The organism is Enorma phocaeensis (assembly GCF_900186505.1).
GTDB classification, from domain to species: Bacteria; Actinomycetota; Coriobacteriia; order Coriobacteriales; family Coriobacteriaceae; genus Enorma; species Enorma phocaeensis.
On sequence record NZ_LT891968.1, the window covers coordinates 268,579 to 284,655 of the forward strand.

Sequence of the window (16,077 nt, forward strand, 5' to 3'; positions counted from 1 at the left end):
ATCGAGGCGGGGAGATGGGGCAGATGCAGGGAGACGCAGATGCCGAACTACGGCTGTACGAGGAGGCATCATGGCAGAAACCGTGCTCATCGTTGAAGATGACCGTGATATCGTCGAGCTGCTGACGCTCTATCTATCGGGCAGTGGATACGAAGTCCTCACCGCTTCAGACGGCGAGGAGGCGCTCGAACGCCTTGCCAGGTCATCTGCGGATATCGCGCTCGTGGACATCATGATGCCGCGCATGAACGGCTACGACTTCATCAAAACCCTGCGCCAGACGAGCGACATCCCCGTCATCATCATCTCCGCGCGCTCGCATCCTGCCGACAAGATCGTGGGTCTCGATGCGGGCGCCGACGGCTTCATCAGCAAGCCGTTCGAGCCGCTCGAGGTCACGGCATACATCCGCGCGATGCTGCGCCGACACGCCGCAAGCGAACGGAGCGAAGGCGATGCCGGCAGCGAGGAGGGGCAGCAGCCCCACGCCGGTGCCGCACGGCAGGACGCTGGCGAACAGACCATGCGCGTCGGTGACCTCACCTTCGACACGAAGCGCCTTGTGCTCAGCAAGAACGGCGCACCCATCCCCCTCACAGCGGCAGAACTCAAGATCATGGCCGCCCTCATGGCAGCGCCGGGGCGCGTGTTCAGCAAGGGCCAGCTGTACGCATGCGTGAATGGAGAAGCGTATGCCGGCAGCGAGGGGAGCGTCATGGTGCACATCTCTAATATTCGCTCCAAGCTGGAGGACGACCCGCTGCGCCCCCGCTACATAAAGACCATCCGCGGCATGGGGTACCGGCTCGATGGCTAACGCGACACCGGACACCAACATGGGACTGCGGCATCGGATCTCCCGGCTTTGGCACGGCGTGCGCTCGAGCATCGCCGTGCGCTGCCTGGCATGCATCCTCGTCTACGCCGCTCTGCTGGCGCTCATACTCTGGGGCATCAACCGTGCTACCGAGCAGCTCTTCGACAACGCCTTCCCCTCGATGGAAACGGTCCTCGCATATTCGGACGACCTCGAGCGAGACCGCTTCGACGCGCTGCAGTCGAGCGACCTCGAGAACTGCAGGATCGTCATCTTCGATAGCGAGGGCACGCGCCTGTACGCATCGAACACCAAGGCGGCGGAATCCATCCGCGTGAGCGACCTCGCCCTCATCAGCGAATATGACGAGCGCATCTTCTACGAGGTGTTCCAGGAGACGACTGTCGACGGGGTGCATTACCGCATCATGCAGTGCACGTATGACGTGGACGATGGCTTCTCGAAGCGCATCACGGCATGGTGCGAACTCGACGAGGAGCTCAATATCATCGCGGGCACGCTCTTTGCCGATCGAAGCGCGCTCTCGCAGCGCGAGTTCAATTTCCTGCAAGGCGTATACAACGCGAAGATGTCCGTCGAGCGCGTGAGCTACCAGACGGTCGAAGGCGAGGACCGCATCCTGGTGCTTGCCGCGCCACTCGTAAGCGGAAGGCGCTATCAGCAGGTTGTGGACGACGCCAGCCGCCTGCCTCTCATCGCCGCACCCCCCGCGTTCATCGTCACCGTCGCCTGCGCTTGGTACCTGGTGCGCATCGTGAAGCGCGCGACCCTTCCGCTCGACCAGGCGATCGAGGCGTACCGACGCGGCGAGAAGCACCCGGAGGCGGCTGCGACCGTCCCCCTCGAGCTCTCCCCCATTTACGCCAACTTCACCGACCTCATGGACGAGCTCGATCGAGCGCGCGATGACCAGCAGCGCATCATCGCGGACATCTCGCATGACCTCAAAACGCCGCTCACGGTGATCTACGGCTACGCCACGGCCTTCCGCGACGGACGCGTCCCGCCCGATAAGACCCCGGAATACCTCCGCGCCATGAGCGACAAGGCCATCACGGCGAACGAGCTTATCGACACGCTGTTCGCCTATGCCAAGATGAACCACCCCGAGTTCGCGCCGCATCTTGAGCGCCGGCGCGTCGACGACGCGGTGCGTGCGATCGCGAGGGATGCGATGGATCAGGTCGAGCAGGCGGCGTGCACCCTGGAGGTCGTCGAGCCCGATGGGAGCGAAGACGCCCCGGCACCCTACGCGCTCATCGACGCATCGCTGCTTAGGCGCCTGCTGCTCAACCTCATCGGTAACGCGTGCACGCACAACCCGGAGGGCACCACGGTGTACGTGAGCTGGCGCGTCGACGAGGGCGAGGGACGTGCGATCGTAAGCGTCGCCGACACGGGAGCAGGCATCGCACCGGAGGTGGCCGACCGGCTCTTCGACCCCTTCGTCACCAAGAACACCGCGCGCACCGCAAAAGGAGGCACCGGGTTGGGTCTTGCCATCTCCCAGCGCTGCGCCGAGCTCATGCATGGGCAGCTGAGCCTCTCGACGCATCCTCCCCTACCGTGCGCAACCGAGTTCATCATCGAGCTGCCGCTGGCATAGGACGCGCTGAGCTGGAGAGCGCCGAGGACGAACTCGAAGCCGGAGCGGCGGCGTTGCCAGCAGCACGGCAGAAAGCAATCCCCGATGACGGACCGGCGCCGTGCAAGCTAAAGAAACCTTTAGCTTGCGCTCAGGGTTGCTGAAGCTTCGCCTTCCATACTGGGAACCAATCGAGGCCCAGAAAGGAAGGAAACTATGACCACGCATGCAGGCGGATCCGTTCGGGCAGCCCATCAGCCCGAACGCTACCGCGCAACGGCCCTGGAGCTCCTTGAGCGGAGCGCACGGCGAACGCCCGATGCAATCGCCGCCGTAGACGAGAAGCGGTCCTGTGCCTATGGCGAGCTCTTCGAGATGAGCCAGCGCGCAGGCAGTGCCCTCATCGCGCGGCGGGCGGGCGCGCCGGCCGAGGAAACCGCAGCGGCCGCACAGCTCGGCAGCGGTGTTCCGCGCGCCGTCATCCTCTTCATGGAGAAGCGCGTGGACGCCCTCGCCGCCATGATGGGTGCCCTCATGGCAGGCGGCTTCTACGTACCCGTGGACCCCATGGTCCCCGAGGAGCGTGCCGCGAGCATCTACGAGACAATCAGCGCCGGCAGCCCGGCTCCCATCGTGGTCACCTGCGCCGACACGGCGGAGCAGGCCCGTCGCGTATTCCCCCGCGCCACGATTCTGCGTGCCGAAGAGCTCGTCCGCCACGACGTCGATGATGAGGCGCTCGCCCGAGCAGCAGCATCGATCATGGGCAACGACCCTGCGTACGTGCTCTTCACCTCGGGATCCACGGGCACGCCGAAGGGCGTCGCCGTGAGCCATCAGGCAATCTTGGGGTTTATCGAGCCGTTCGTGGAAACCATGGGAATCCGCGCGCAGGACATCCTCGGCAATCAGGCACCGCTCGACTTCGACGTCTCGGTCAAAGACATCTACGGGTCGCTGGCCGCCGGTGCCACCATCCTCCTGTTGCCGCGCCGCCTGTTCAGCGCTCCCGCCGAACTCGTGGAAACCATCCGCACACGGCACGTGACCGTCATGATCTGGGCGGTCGCGGCACTCTGCCTGGTAAGCGGCCTGCGCGCACTCGAGGGCGCCGACCTGCCCGAGGTGCGCCTCGTGGGGTTCTCGGGCGAGGTCATGCCGCTCAAGCACCTGCACCGCTGGATGGCGTGCGCGCCGCACGCGACCTTCGTGAACCTCTACGGCCCCACCGAGGTCACCTGCAACTGCCTCTACCACGTGCTCGACCGCGAGCGCGGCTATGAAGACGGGATCCCGCTGGGCACTCCCTTCCCCAACCGGCGCGTCGCCGTGCTCGATAGCGAGCAGCGCCCCGTAACCGAGCCAGGCGGCGTGGGCGAGCTCTACGCGGGAGGCCCCTGCAACGCGCTCGGCTACTTCGCCAACCCCGAGCGCACGAGCGCGGCGTTCATACAGAACCCGCTCACCGATGCGCTGCCCGACACCGTGTACAAGACCGGCGATCTCGTACGCCTGAACGAACGCGGCGAGCTCATCTTCTGCGGAAGGGTGGATAACCAGATCAAGCATCAGGGACACCGCATCGAGCTCGAGGAGATCGACGCGGCCTTTGAGCGACAGCCCGGCGTGGACCGGTGCCGCTGCGCCTATGACGAGAAGCTCAAGCGCATCCATGCCTTCTTCGAGGGCACATCGGATGCAGGCGAGCTGCGGCGCGCCGTGGCGCGGCTCCTGCCCGTCCCCATGCTGCCGGCTTCGATCACCCCGGTCGATGCCATGCCGCTTACCAAGAACGGAAAGGTCGACCGACGCGCCCTCCTTGCACTCAAGCAGGGAATTAACCGCGGCGGAAGGCCGGCGCGCCACGAGGGGTGCGGCGTCGCATGATGCCGCACCCGCCCAGCCCCCGAACGTGCGCCGCACCGTTCGCCCACCACGCAAACCGTCTCCCCGGCGCCCAAGCGCCCGCGAAAGGAGCAAGAGACCATCATGACGACCGCGACAATCGCACCGACCATCACGTCCCCGGCAGACGACACGCTACGCGAGCTTGCCGGAAGCTTCGGCACACCGCTCTTCGTCTTCGACGAGCGAGAGCTCGCGCAGCGCGTCTCCCACCTGCGCAGCATGCTGCCCGAGCGCACCGGACTCTGCTTCGCCGCGAAGGCCAACCCCTTCGTGCTGCCTGAGCTCACCCCGCTCATCGACCGCCTCGAAATCTGCTCGCCGGGAGAGTACCGCATCTGCCAGGCGCTCGGCCTGCCGCACGACAAGATCGTCGTATCGGGCGTGCATAAGAGCGAGGAGATCGTGGATGCGGCCCTCTCCAATCCCACGCCGCCCGCCGCGATCACCATCGAGTCCACCGCGCAGCTCGACCTGGTGATGCGCGTCGCCATCGCCCGCGGCAAGCGCGCTCCCATCCTGCTGCGCCTCACGAGCGGAAACCAGTTCGGCCTCGACCGCGCCGAGCTCATATCGACCGTGCACAAGCTTCGCAAGGCCTCCTGCGTGGACCTGCTTGGCATCCAGTTCTTCTCGGGCACGCAGAAGACCTCGCTCAAACGCCTCCAGCGAGAGCTCGACGGGCTCGACAAGCTCGTGGCAGAACTCGGCGAGGAGCTCGGCTGGACCCCGTGCGAACTCGAGATCGGCCCCGGCCTGCCCGTCTCGTATTTCGAGGGCGATGCCTTCGACGAGGCGGCATTCATCGAGAGCTTCTCCGGCATGCTCGAGAACATGGCGTTCAGCGGCTCCATCACGCTCGAGCTGGGGCGCAGCCTCACGGCATCGTGCGGCACCTACCTCACGCGCGTGGTGGACACCAAGGTGAACGCCGGTCAGCGCTACGCCATCGTGGACGGCGGCATCCACCAGCTCGTGTACTACGGCCAGTCCATGGCCATGAAGCAACCGCCGTGCCATCTGCTCGACGCGGGCACGGCAGCGGGCGCGGTGACGGGTGCGACATCGGCGGGCGCGGCGGCGGGCGCAAGCGCGCCAGACAACGCCGCCGAGCCCTGGAACATCTGCGGCTCACTCTGCACGGTGAACGACATCCTCGCCAAGCAGCTCCCACTCGCCGGACTCGACACGGGCAGCATCCTTGCCTTCCGCTTTGCCGGCGCGTACTGCATGACCGAGGGCATCTCGCTGTTCTTGAGCCGCGACCTGCCGAAGGTGGTCGTCCTCAAGCACGACGGCGAACCGGTGCTCGTGCGCGAAGGCCTGCGCACCGACATCATCAACACGCCGCTGCACCCGCTGGGGTAACGGCGCCTGCAACAGCCAGGGCGCCCGCACGGCACCCCGCCATCAAACCTGCAAGCCATGAGTTGAAAGGACCTTATCATGGACGCGATTCTGGACATCCTGAACGAGCTCAATCCCGACGTCGACTACCGCGACCGCACCGACCTCGTCGATAGCCGAACCCTTGACTCGCTCACCATCATCACGCTCGTATCCGAGCTGGAAGACGCCTTCGACATCACCATCCCCGCCGTCGAGGTGGTGCCAGCGAACTTCAACTCGCTGGAGGGCATGTGGAAGATGGTCGAGCGCATGCGCGAGTCCGGGCTCTAGCAAGCTACGGCGGCTCTTCCCGCGCTTCGATGTGCGGGGCGCATCGCTGCCTGAACCCGCCGGATCGACCCCATCGCCCCTCCTTGCACCACAAACCCTTAGAAAGCCCGATGCCATGAAATCGTATTTCTCCCTCACCGTCCTGGCGCTGTTCCTGCCGGCGACCATGCTGTGCTATCAGCTCATGCCGCGCAGGCTGCGCTGGCTGGTGCTCCTTGCTGCGAGCTATATCTTCTTCTGGAGCATCAGCGGAAAGCTGCTGGTCTTCCTTCTCATCTCGACCGGCACCATCTGGCTCGCGGGCATCGGGCTCGACCGTCTGCTCCGCGAGCGCGCGAGCCGGCTCCGCGCCCCCGGGGCGAACCGCCGCGACATCAAGCGCCGCTATGCGCGGTACATGCGGTTTGTCCTCGCAGCGGGCCTCGTCGTGAACCTGAGCATGCTCTTTGCATTCAAGTACCTCAGCTTCGCCCAGCGCCTCCTGGCACCGCTCGCCACCCCGCTGCTCGCCCATGCGGGCATCACCTTCCCGCAGGAGGCGGTCGCCCTCGCCGCGCCTATCGGCATCTCGTTCTACACGCTGCAGGCGGTCTCGTACCTTATCGACGTGCACCGGCAGAGCATCTCTGCCGATCGCAACCCCGCACGGCTCGCCCTCTTCCTCTCGTTCTTTCCCCTCATCATGGAGGGACCCATCTGCCGTTACGGCGACACGGCGCAAGCGCTTTGGGCTGGCAGGCCCATCACGGCGGAGAACATCTCGCGCGGCGGCATGCGCATCCTATGGGGCCTGGCCAAGAAGGTCATCGTCGCCGACCGCGTCAACCTGCTCGTGAAGACGGTCTTCGAGCAGTACGGGTCATACGACGGCGGCGTGATCGCGCTCGCTGCCGTGCTCTACACCGTCCAGCTGTATTGCGACTTCTCCGGCACCATGGACTTCGTGATGGGCTGCGGACGCATATTCGGCGTGACGCTGCCCGAGAACTTCAAGCAGCCGTACCTTTCGCGTACCGCCTCCGAGTTCTGGCAGCGCTGGCACATCACCTTGGGCACATGGTTCCGTGATTACGTGTTCTATCCCCTCTCGCTCAGCAAGCCGGTGAAACGCCTGACCAGCGCGGCGCGCAAGGCGTTCGGCAACCGCATGGGACCGCTCGCGGCAAGCGGCGTTGCGCTTCTCGCCGTCTGGCTGGGCAACGGCCTGTGGCACGGTGCCGGCGGACAGTACGTGCTCTTCGGCTTGTTCTGGTTCGTCGCCATCTGGATCGGCGGGCTCACGGAACCGTTTGCTCAGGCTCTCTGCGAGCGGCTTCGCATCGACCGCGCGAGCATGCCGTACCGCGTGCTCCAGCATGTGCGCACCCTCGCCATCATATTCGTGGGAGAGCTCATCTTCCGTGCCCAAGGGGGCTCGGCTGCGCTCGGCATGCTCGGGAAGCTCCTCGGCGGGTTCACGCTCGAGTCGTTCGCCAACGGCACGGTGCTCGGCCTCGGCATGGACGCTGCGGACTTTGTCTGCGTGGGCATAGCCGTAGCGGTGATCGTTGCCGTCGGCATCCTGCGCGAGCGCGGCGTATCGCTTACCACATGGTTCTGGAGCCATAACGCCGTGACGTGGAGCGCCGCCGTATGCGCGCTCGCCATCATCGCGGTCATCTTCGGAGCATATGGTGCGGGCTATGTACCCGTCGATCCCATGTACGCCTCGTTTTAGGGGAGCACCCGCCACCGCCCCCGCGCGGGCCGCGTCCCGCGATGTCCCGTCCGCCCCGGCGCGGCAACGAGCCGCGTCCGCTAGAAACCTGCATCAAGGAGCCCTTCCATGCGCCTCCCCCAGCCTTTGCGCTTCGTGCTGCGCCTCTGCATAGCCGTCGCCATATTCCTCGGACTGCTCGCCATCACGTCGCGTATCGTGATGCCCAAAAACAACCAAGACGAGTTTGGCCAGATGGATTCCGCCGCGAACGGAATTCTCGGCGAGCCCGCCGATTCCATCGACGTGGTCTTCCTTGGAGACTCGGAGTCGTACACCGCCTTCTCGCCTTTGCAGCTATGGCACGAGCGCGGCATCACCTCGTACGTGTGCGGCACGGCGGGGCAACCGCTTCCCTATACGTACTCGCTCCTCGGCAAAGCGCTCTCCAAACAGAGCCCGAACGTCGTCGTGCTCGAGACGAACTGCCTGTTCAGGGATTTTACGCCCGGCTTCGCGCTGCTGCGCGCCGCACAGGATGCCTTCCCGGTGCTTGAATACCACAACCGCTGGAAGAGCCTGCGCGTCGAGGACCTCACGACCGCACCCCGCACCACGTGGACCCATAGCCTCAAGGGATTCTCCATCAAGAGGGACACCGTCGCCGCAGACGCCTCTGGCTGGATGGCTCCCTCCGACGAGCTTGCCGACATCCCGATTCTCAATCGTTGGTACCTCGAGCAGATCAACAGGCTCTGCCGAGAACATGGCGCGACGCTCGTCCTCGTGAGCACGCCGAGCACCGTCAACTGGAACACGCCGCGGCATAACCGCGTGGCGCAGCTGGCAGCCGACCTGGACATTGCGTACTACGACCTCAATACCGGCTCGACGAGGGTCGATATCGATTGGACCCAGGACACCTGCGACGGAGGCGACCACCTGAACATCAGGGGCGCTCAGAAGGTCACCACCGCTATGGGCTCGATTCTCGGCGAGCGAAGCGAGTTGACGAGCCATGCGGGCGACGGCGCGTACGTATCATGGGATGAAGCGTATGCGGTATACGCTCGGCAGCTGGAGCAATAGGGGCGCCTCCTCGGAGGCACCGCGGTATTCTTGGCGCTGCCGGGCTTGGCGACCTCGGTCAGGCACGCGTCGTTCGCGCTCCGCTGCTCCGAGGCTTCCTCGCCATGGCGCCGCCGCCTAACGGCCCGGCGGCCACGCCCCCTTACTGCTCGATCTTCACGATGCGCGTGCCGTGCACCTCGTCTACACCGAGCGCATGCGCCACATCGAGCGCGTTCTCGTAGCTGATTCCCGCACCGGGAAGGATGATGATGCGGCCATCCGCATAGGCGATGAGCTCGCGCAGGTGGTCGAGGTTCTCCTTGATGGTCGCGCTCTTGGGACCACCGTGCGTGAGGATGCGCGCGACACCCTCCTGCGCGAGAAAATCGATGGCATGAAGCTGCTCGTCATGATCGAGCTCGTCGAATGCCATATGGAACGTCACGTCGATGTTAGAACGCGCCGGACTACCGTCGCCAGCGAAGCTCCAGCTGCGTCTGTCGCGCATCCAGCGCACCGTGTTCATGAGGTAGCTCACCGCCGCGGTATCCACGGTATAGCCCTGGCCGTCCTCACGTTCCTTGAGGCATCCGAAGACAACGCCGTCGGTGCCGCACCGGCACGCCTGCTCGAGGTCGGTGCTCATCATGCGGAGCTCGTCATCGGTATAGACGAAATCTCCGCCGCGCGGGCGGATCATGGTCATCACGCGGGCGCCGTGCTCGTGCACATAGGCGACCGCCGCCTGGATCACACCGACCGTTGGGCCCGTGCCGCCCACCGCGAGGTTGTCGCACAACTCGATGCGCGCGGCACCCGCCGCGATCGCAGCCGGCACGGAGGTGAAGTTCTCGGCGCAAAACTCACGCAAGAGGCGATTGGACATGGCATAGCTCCTTGTCGTAGGTGGTCGCCCCTCAGGTTACCACGGTGCGCGGCGTTCAGCGCGCGGTCGCGTCGCGCGCCCCCGTACGATCTGGCGGCCTCGTTGGCGAAGTGCGCGAACTTCTTTGTTACAGATAGCGCATTCGTTTGCGACGCCGTAGACGCTCCCGCATAATAATGCTCCGTAACCGAAGCTAAGGGGTCTATATGTCCATGAAGTTCAAGCGCCTGCTGCCCATCCCCAAGGAAATCCGCGAGGAGATGCCGCTCTCCACCGAAACCGCAGCGAAGAAGCCTGCATTCGATGAGCAGGTTGCCAATATCCTCACTGGCAAGGACGACCGGCGCCTGCTCATCATCGGACCATGCTCGGCGGACCGCGAGGACTCCGTGCTCGACTATGCAGTACGCTTGGCAGATCTCGCCGAGCGCGTCAGCGACCGCCTCTTCATCGTCCCGCGCGTCTACACCAACAAGCCGCGCACCAAGGGCACCGGCTACAAGGGGCTGTTGCACAATCCCGATCCCGAGGGGCCCAGCGATCTGCTCGGTGGCATCAAGGCTATCCGCCGCATGCATCTGCGCGTTGCCGAAGAGACCGGCATGTTCACCGCAGACGAGATGCTCTACCCCACCAACTACCAGTACCTGATCGACGTGTTGGGTTATATCGCCGTCGGCGCGCGCTCCGTCGAGAACCAGGAGCACCGTCTCGTGGCGTCCGGCGTGACCATGCCGGTGGGCATGAAGAACCCCACCGGCGGCTCGACGAGCGTGATGCTCAACTCGATCTATGCTGCCCAGCAACCCCAGACGTTCATCTTCCGCAACTGGGAGGTTGAGACCACCGGCAACCCGCTCGCGCATGCCGTTCTGCGCGGATACATCGGCGACGACGGTCTCAACTACCCCAACTACCACTACGAATACCTCGAACGCCTTGCCGAGAAGTACACCGAGACCGATTTTGCCAACCCTGCGGTTATCGTCGATTGCAATCATGACAACTCCGGCAAGCGACCGTTCGAGCAGATTCGCATCAGCCACGAGGTCGCCGACTCAATGCGTCGATCCGAGACCATTCGCCATATGGTGCGCGGCTTCATGGTTGAAAGCTATCTTGAAGACGGCAACCAGCCAATCGACGGAGGAGTGTACGGCAAGTCCATCACCGACGCGTGCTTGGGCTGGGAGAAGACAGAACGCCTGGTGCTCGACCTTGCCGAGCGCGTGTAGCACCTGCCAGGCAACGCCCGCGCGCGACGCGCGTCGCTTAAGCGCGCGTCGCGCAGGCTTCCGCCTCGCAACTTTTCCAGAAGTGAGTGACTAAATCTCAAACCGGCGAGAAGCCATACTTTTGCTGACAACGAAATCGCAGGTTTCCGGTCATTCTGGTCTTGGCTTACTTAAGCATCCCGCGAAAAGTCACTCACTTCTGGATTCTTTGGCACGCGGCACGCGATTCCCTTATCCAAGCTCGCCGGTGCGCAGCAGGTCACGCACCTCAAGCAGACTCGAGCAGATGCGATGCGCGATGCGACGCATCTCTTCGCTGGGAGCTGCGAGGTCGGGAACCATAACGGTGCAGAATCCACCCGCAACGCCCGCGCGCACGCCATTGTAGGAGTCCTCGAGCACCAGAGCTTGGGACGGCTCGACGTCGATGCGGTGCGCCGCTTCCAAGAAAACATCGGGCGCGGGTTTGGCGTGCTCGACTTCCAAACTGGAAAGCACCACCGTAAAGTAGGAGCGAATTTCCGCCATGTCGAGGTGATGGATGATGTCTCGGCGCGTCGATGAGGAGGCGACAGCCATGGGCACATCCTGCTCATCGAGATACGCCAGCAGCTCATCGAGGCCTGGCTTCTTCTCGATCCCATGCTCGAAGCACTCTGCAGCCACCTCATGCCACACGTCCCAGATGAGCTGGGCATCAGCCTTCTCGCCAAACCACTCGCGCACCACGTGGGCGAACTCCGGTCCGGCAGTACCGCGTGCAGCGTCGGCTATTCCCTCCTTCATTGGCAGGCCCAATCGCGCCAGCGTAGGCTCCCAGCAAGCGCCCCAAACCTTCTCGGTATCGAACATGAGGCCATCCATATCGAAGATGACGCCAGAAAACATGGTTACCTCGCTCTCGTCATGCACCGAACCGCGACGCGTCCAGAATCGAGCGCACCGCGGCCTGCGCTAGATTCCACCCGCATCGCGTCGCCAGCGGTCGATGCACGCCCAAAGCTCCTGTACGCGCGGCAGCGCAAGCCCGCAAGGAACTTCCGCACGCGGGGCAATCTCCTTCCAACCCCGGCGCGCAACCCGTTCGAGCAGCGATGCGGCGACGTCCTGGGCAGAACGCGTCCCGTCGGCGAGCCTCCGCTCGATGATGACGCGCATAAGCTGAGCCAGGGCACGCACTTGCTCCGGGTCGACGAGCTGCTCGACGCGGCGGAGGTCGACCGATCCGTTTCCGACCGAGAAACCATCTAACCCCTGCGTGCGCACCTTAAGCGGCTTGCCTGTTCCACCGCGCCCAGCGCCGATTCGCGCTGCATGCCCGCGACCACCCACGAGCACGTCGCCTCCATCCAAGGTCGCCGCCGGCACCACACCACGCTCGCTGCAGACCTCGCGAACGCGCTTCGTGACATCGTGCGCGCGATATCGATCCATCTGGATCACGGTATCCGCCATCGGGAAGAACGCCCCCGAGCTCCCGACCACGATGATGCAGCTCACGCCCTGGTGTTCCCACAAGCTACGGACGCGCTCCACGAACGGGGTGATGGGCTCGTGGTCGGCAGCGACGACGGCTTCCATGAGCTCGTCGCGAACCATGAAATTCGTTGCCGAGGTATCCTCGTCGATGAGCAGCACGCGAGCGCCGGCATCGATCGCCTCTATGGTTGCCGCCGCCTGCGAGGTGCTACCGCTCGCATCGAGCGTCGAGAACCGTCCGGTATCGCTCCCATCGGGCAGGTTCGTGATGAACGGGGAGATATCGACCCCGGCAACTGGCCGGCCATCCTCTGAGCGCACCTTTACCGCCGTAGCGTCGGTGATGACGAACTCGCGGCCGTCACCGCCAACATGGTCGTATACCCCCTCTTGCAGCGCCTTGAGCAGAGTGGATTTGCCATGGAAGCCACCACCGACCACGAGCGTGACGCCGCAGGGGATACCCATGCCGGTCGTCGGGCCACGATGGGGCAAGTCAAGCGTGACGCGCAGGCTCTGGGGCGACTCGAACGGCACGGCGCCCTCAAGCGGCCGGCACGAAATGCCGCTTGCCCGCGGAAGAATCGAGCCGTCCGCCACGAAGGCCACGAGCCCGCGGCGGGCAAGCTCTGCACGGGCCCGAGCGCGGTCATCGGCAAGGTCGGCGGCCGCACGGGCGGAGGCAAGGGCCGCGCGGTCGCACACGAGCGCACGCTCGGCACAGCTCGGAATCAAATCGAATAGCATACGGTCGAGCGCACGGGCGTCAATCGTCCTGCCATGCGCGGGAAATCCCGCCTCGAGCCGTACGATCACCGCGCCATCCGCTGTCACCTCGCACGCCGAACGTGAAAATACCTCTGGCCCGGGCACACTCGTCGCTATGAGTCCGCTTTTACCCGAGCCCCGCACAACGTAGCTTGCCCGAGCAACCTCGGCAGCGAACCGACGCAGCAGCAAATCCTCAAGAGCCACCCTTCGATGCGACGCATCGAAAAGCTCGGGCGGGAAGGCAGCCGTCTCGGCATACACGCAGATGCTCACCTGCGAAGGAGCTGCAAAGGGATCGCCTTGCACATGGTCGATGGATAGCGCAAACGGTCCAAAATCGTACGAGCCTTTGAGCGACTTGTACGCCGGATAGCCGCAGCCGTCAATCGCTCGCAGCCGCCGTTCCAGATCCTCATCGGTCGCCATCACAATCCCCTGTCGACGCGCTGCGCCCCATCCAAGGCGCACCAACCGGTACCATGCAGTGCGTACCCATCGTACCCGATGCATCCACCCGCATCGGCGGGGCGGGCGCGGGACCCAGCGACGCGAACGGAAGCCTGCCTACGCGGATCCCTTAAGCTAGGTACCGCTTCAGCGCCGCGAACGTCGCCTCGCCGTCGCGCCGGCCCACCTCGTACACCTTATCGAGCACCGAGGGGTCCTTGAGCGAAATGGGAACCGCCACCGACTCGCTCGGCTTTATCACGAAGACCTTGCCCGCGCGCTCAAGTTCCGCCAGCTCATCCAACTGAGCGTTGTAGCGCACGTGACGATTCGCGAGCAGCTCGACAAGGCGCGGATAACGCCTGAGCAGCACGCGGAGCGCCGGCATGAGGCTATTCGGCTCCTTGCGAAAACCCGCGGGCTGCGTGCACACCACTACGCAGCGCTCGCATCCCTGGTCGAGCATCCAGCGGAACGGAATCGAATCGGCGGTGCCACCATCCAAGAGCTTGCGTCCTTCGAGCTCGACCGGTCGAGAGAGCGCGGGGATCGCCGACGAAGCGCGCATCCATTCGACGTCATCGCGGTCTCCCTGGTTGACGTCGTGGTAGATCGGCTCACCCGTCTCGATGTCGGTCGCAACGACCGTGAAGCGCATGGGGTTCGCAACGTAGGTTCCCGTGTCGAAGACGTCGAGCTCCCACGGCAGCGTGTCGAACGCGAAATCCTTGCTAAAGAAGTTCCCCGTGTGCAGAAGGCTCCCGAATCCGGCATAGCGCGGATCATTGCAGAAACGCTTGTTGTAACGAAGTGCACGCCCTACCTGGCACGACTTGTAGTTGCAGCCAAAGGTCGCGCCCGCGGACACACCCACGGCATGCGTAGCCCAGATCCCCTGCTCGATCCACACGTCGAATACGCCCTCGGTGTAGACCCCTCGAAAGCCACCGCCTTCGAACACCACGCCCGTCGTATGCGCGGGCGGAACGAAAGCCGGGCGCTCATCCGACGTGCGCACATCGGCGATTCGCAGATCCGTCGACTTGATGCCGCTCATTTCTCACTACCCATCTGGTTCCGCACCCTGGCCGCATGCACTGCCTGGATGCACACTCGATTGCCTGCGCAATCCCATCTCGATCCCGCTCGCCAGCGAAGCGGCTCGCACGCCATCGGTTGCAAAGCCGCCTCGGAGATCTCTCAGCCCTGCTCGCGCGCGCTGCGGGCACGCCGGCGTTCCAGCATGTAGGTAAGGCCCGCAAGACCCCATGCTGCCAGCGAAAACGCCGCACCCACAGCACCTACGTGCGCTATCCCCGGACCCGACACGACCACGCCGCCCATCGCTGTTCCAAAGGCGATGCCCATGTTGAAGGATGTCGGCTCGAGCGAGCTCGCGAGCGTGAGCGCCTTGGGGTGCCAGCGCATGGCCGAATGCATGAAGACCGAGACGCACGGGACCGACACGAGGTACATCGAAAGCCCCACGAGCAGGATCATCGCGACCCCGCCCACCGCGCTTCCGCGCAGCAGCCATACGGCAAGCAGGAGCAGCGCCTGCATGGGAAAGGTCACCGTGAGCGCGCGGATGCCAAACCGGGTATCCAACCAGCCGGAAAGCAGGTTGGAGAAGAAGCACGCCACGCCGTATGCCATGAGCACCGCACTTGCCGCGACGGCATCGAGCCCCAGCACCTCCTCGAGGTAGGGCGTCACGTAGCCGTACAGCACGTATACCGATCCCACGCCGAACAAGAAGATGAACACCGCGCAGGCGACCTGCGGCTCGCGGAAGAGCTCGATCTGCTCGCGCATGGTCGCCGGCGCATCGGTCGAGCCCGTGCGGGGTAGCACGGCGAGCAGCGCCACCGAGGAGGCCACCGCGAGCCCAAGCGACGCCAACATGATGAGCCGCCAATCGAGCGCGTGCGCGACGATCTTGCCAACCGAAGTGATGAACACCATCGCCACCGCAAACGACGCATATACCACCGAGATGGTCATCGACGAACGCTCTGCCCCCACAAGCTCGGGAATGTAGGTGATACCGAGCGCGAGCAGGCCGCCCGACACCGCACCGAGCAGCACGCGGGAAGCAAGCAGCAGCTCGAAGGTGGGCGCGAACGCCATAACGACGTTGGCGAGGCAGAAAAGCGTTGCGTAGGCAACGAGCAACGGATAGCGGCGAAAACGCCCGGTCACGATCGCGAGCGTAGGCGTGAGCACCGCATATGCGATCGAGAAGAAGCTGATGAGCTCGCCGACCCGAGCAAGCGGCACCCGGAACGCCTCGGCAAGCTCCGCCTCGATCCCGATCACCACGAACTCCGAGCAACCAAGGGAAAAGCCGATCACCACGAGCAGCGCCACGCATGCCAAGGCGCGACCGCGTGAGACGTTCGGCGTAGTGGATGCTGCGGAAGCAGATGATGTCGTCACAGATAATCCCCCCGATCGAAGATGGACCGAGGGGATTGTACAACG

At 64.5% G+C, this 16,077-nt stretch carries 13 protein-coding genes; 8 read left to right on the forward strand and 5 right to left on the reverse strand.

Going from position 1 to position 16,077, the window contains the following annotated elements:
* The first annotated feature begins 70 nt into the window (after nucleotides 1–70).
* The 7 genes from C1717_RS01575 to C1717_RS01605 all read left to right on the forward strand — a co-directional run bounded on the left by C1717_RS01575 (nucleotide 71) and on the right by C1717_RS01605 (nucleotide 8,793).
* Nucleotides 71–817 carry a response regulator transcription factor gene (locus C1717_RS01575; RefSeq protein WP_102371500.1) on the forward strand — a complete coding sequence of 249 codons (747 nt, stop codon included), beginning with the start codon at nucleotides 71–73 and terminating at the stop codon, nucleotides 815–817.
* The gene (locus C1717_RS01580) at nucleotides 810–2,444 is read left to right on the forward strand and encodes a sensor histidine kinase (protein WP_102371501.1); all 1,635 of its coding nucleotides are present in this window, start codon (nucleotides 810–812) and stop codon (nucleotides 2,442–2,444) included. The genes C1717_RS01575 and C1717_RS01580 overlap by 8 nt, the downstream gene beginning before the upstream one ends.
* 195 nt (nucleotides 2,445–2,639) lie before the next feature.
* Complete coding sequence (locus C1717_RS01585) at nucleotides 2,640–4,310, forward strand: amino acid adenylation domain-containing protein (protein WP_102371502.1); 1,671 nt, start codon at nucleotides 2,640–2,642, stop codon at nucleotides 4,308–4,310.
* 102 nt (nucleotides 4,311–4,412) lie between these two features.
* Nucleotides 4,413–5,696, forward strand: coding sequence for a diaminopimelate decarboxylase family protein (locus C1717_RS01590; protein WP_102371503.1), 1,284 nt, complete (start codon nucleotides 4,413–4,415; stop codon nucleotides 5,694–5,696).
* Between the two features lie 78 nt (nucleotides 5,697–5,774).
* Nucleotides 5,775–6,008 (forward strand): phosphopantetheine-binding protein, encoded by a 234-nt coding sequence (locus C1717_RS01595; RefSeq protein WP_102371504.1) that lies wholly within the window; start codon nucleotides 5,775–5,777, stop codon nucleotides 6,006–6,008.
* A 115-nt stretch (nucleotides 6,009–6,123) separates the two neighbouring features.
* Nucleotides 6,124–7,725, forward strand: coding sequence for an MBOAT family O-acyltransferase (locus C1717_RS01600; protein ID WP_102371505.1), 1,602 nt, complete (start codon nucleotides 6,124–6,126; stop codon nucleotides 7,723–7,725).
* 108 nt (nucleotides 7,726–7,833) lie between these two features.
* Nucleotides 7,834–8,793 (forward strand): SGNH/GDSL hydrolase family protein, encoded by a 960-nt coding sequence (locus C1717_RS01605; RefSeq protein ID WP_102371506.1) that lies wholly within the window; start codon nucleotides 7,834–7,836, stop codon nucleotides 8,791–8,793.
* Nucleotides 8,794–8,935: 142 nt separating this feature from the next.
* On the opposite strand, the gene C1717_RS01610 is transcribed toward C1717_RS01605, so the two are convergent.
* Nucleotides 8,936–9,661: a copper homeostasis protein CutC gene (locus C1717_RS01610; protein ID WP_102371507.1), complete on the reverse strand. Its 726-nt coding sequence runs from the start codon at nucleotides 9,659–9,661 to the stop codon at nucleotides 8,936–8,938.
* Nucleotides 9,662–9,867: 206 nt separating this feature from the next.
* On the opposite strand from C1717_RS01610, the gene C1717_RS01615 reads away from it, so the two are divergent.
* Nucleotides 9,868–10,896 (forward strand): 3-deoxy-7-phosphoheptulonate synthase, encoded by a 1,029-nt coding sequence (locus tag C1717_RS01615; protein ID WP_102371508.1) that lies wholly within the window; start codon nucleotides 9,868–9,870, stop codon nucleotides 10,894–10,896.
* A 231-nt stretch (nucleotides 10,897–11,127) separates the two neighbouring features.
* Here C1717_RS01615 and C1717_RS01620 read toward each other — a convergent pair whose 3' ends face one another.
* The 4 genes from C1717_RS01620 to C1717_RS01635 all read right to left on the reverse strand — a co-directional run bounded on the left by C1717_RS01620 (nucleotide 11,128) and on the right by C1717_RS01635 (nucleotide 16,032).
* A complete protein-coding gene (locus C1717_RS01620; RefSeq protein ID WP_102371509.1) occupies nucleotides 11,128–11,784 on the reverse strand; it encodes an HAD family hydrolase in 657 nt (218 codons plus the stop codon).
* Between the two features lie 66 nt (nucleotides 11,785–11,850).
* Entirely contained in the window at nucleotides 11,851–13,572 is a 1,722-nt protein-coding gene (locus tag C1717_RS01625) for an ABC-ATPase domain-containing protein (protein WP_102371510.1), read from the reverse strand.
* A 151-nt stretch (nucleotides 13,573–13,723) separates the two neighbouring features.
* Nucleotides 13,724–14,650 carry a patatin-like phospholipase family protein gene (locus C1717_RS01630; protein WP_245859347.1) on the reverse strand — a complete coding sequence of 309 codons (927 nt, stop codon included), beginning with the start codon at nucleotides 14,648–14,650 and terminating at the stop codon, nucleotides 13,724–13,726.
* A 143-nt stretch (nucleotides 14,651–14,793) separates the two neighbouring features.
* Nucleotides 14,794–16,032, reverse strand: a complete 1,239-nt coding sequence (locus C1717_RS01635) for an MFS transporter (protein WP_245859348.1) — start codon at nucleotides 16,030–16,032, stop codon at nucleotides 14,794–14,796.
* Between the last annotated feature and the right edge of the window lie 45 nt (nucleotides 16,033–16,077).

What these genes read in the sequence shown, in the direction of transcription:
- C1717_RS01575 (WP_102371500.1), top strand. Translation starts at nt 71, where the DNA reads ATGGCAGAAACCGTGCTCATCGTTGAAGATGACCGTGATATCGTCGAG.
- C1717_RS01580 (WP_102371501.1), top strand. Translation starts at nt 810, where the DNA reads ATGGCTAACGCGACACCGGACACCAACATGGGACTGCGGCATCGGATC.
- C1717_RS01585 (WP_102371502.1), top strand. Translation starts at nt 2,640, where the DNA reads ATGACCACGCATGCAGGCGGATCCGTTCGGGCAGCCCATCAGCCCGAA.
- C1717_RS01590 (WP_102371503.1), top strand. Translation starts at nt 4,413, where the DNA reads ATGACGACCGCGACAATCGCACCGACCATCACGTCCCCGGCAGACGAC.
- C1717_RS01595 (WP_102371504.1), top strand. Translation starts at nt 5,775, where the DNA reads ATGGACGCGATTCTGGACATCCTGAACGAGCTCAATCCCGACGTCGAC.
- C1717_RS01600 (WP_102371505.1), top strand. Translation starts at nt 6,124, where the DNA reads ATGAAATCGTATTTCTCCCTCACCGTCCTGGCGCTGTTCCTGCCGGCG.
- C1717_RS01605 (WP_102371506.1), top strand. Translation starts at nt 7,834, where the DNA reads ATGCGCCTCCCCCAGCCTTTGCGCTTCGTGCTGCGCCTCTGCATAGCC.
- C1717_RS01610 (WP_102371507.1), bottom strand. Translation starts at nt 9,661, where the DNA reads ATGTCCAATCGCCTCTTGCGTGAGTTTTGCGCCGAGAACTTCACCTCC.
- C1717_RS01615 (WP_102371508.1), top strand. Translation starts at nt 9,868, where the DNA reads ATGTCCATGAAGTTCAAGCGCCTGCTGCCCATCCCCAAGGAAATCCGC.
- C1717_RS01620 (WP_102371509.1), bottom strand. Translation starts at nt 11,784, where the DNA reads ATGTTTTCTGGCGTCATCTTCGATATGGATGGCCTCATGTTCGATACC.
- C1717_RS01625 (WP_102371510.1), bottom strand. Translation starts at nt 13,572, where the DNA reads ATGGCGACCGATGAGGATCTGGAACGGCGGCTGCGAGCGATTGACGGC.
- C1717_RS01630 (WP_245859347.1), bottom strand. Translation starts at nt 14,650, where the DNA reads ATGAGCGGCATCAAGTCGACGGATCTGCGAATCGCCGATGTGCGCACG.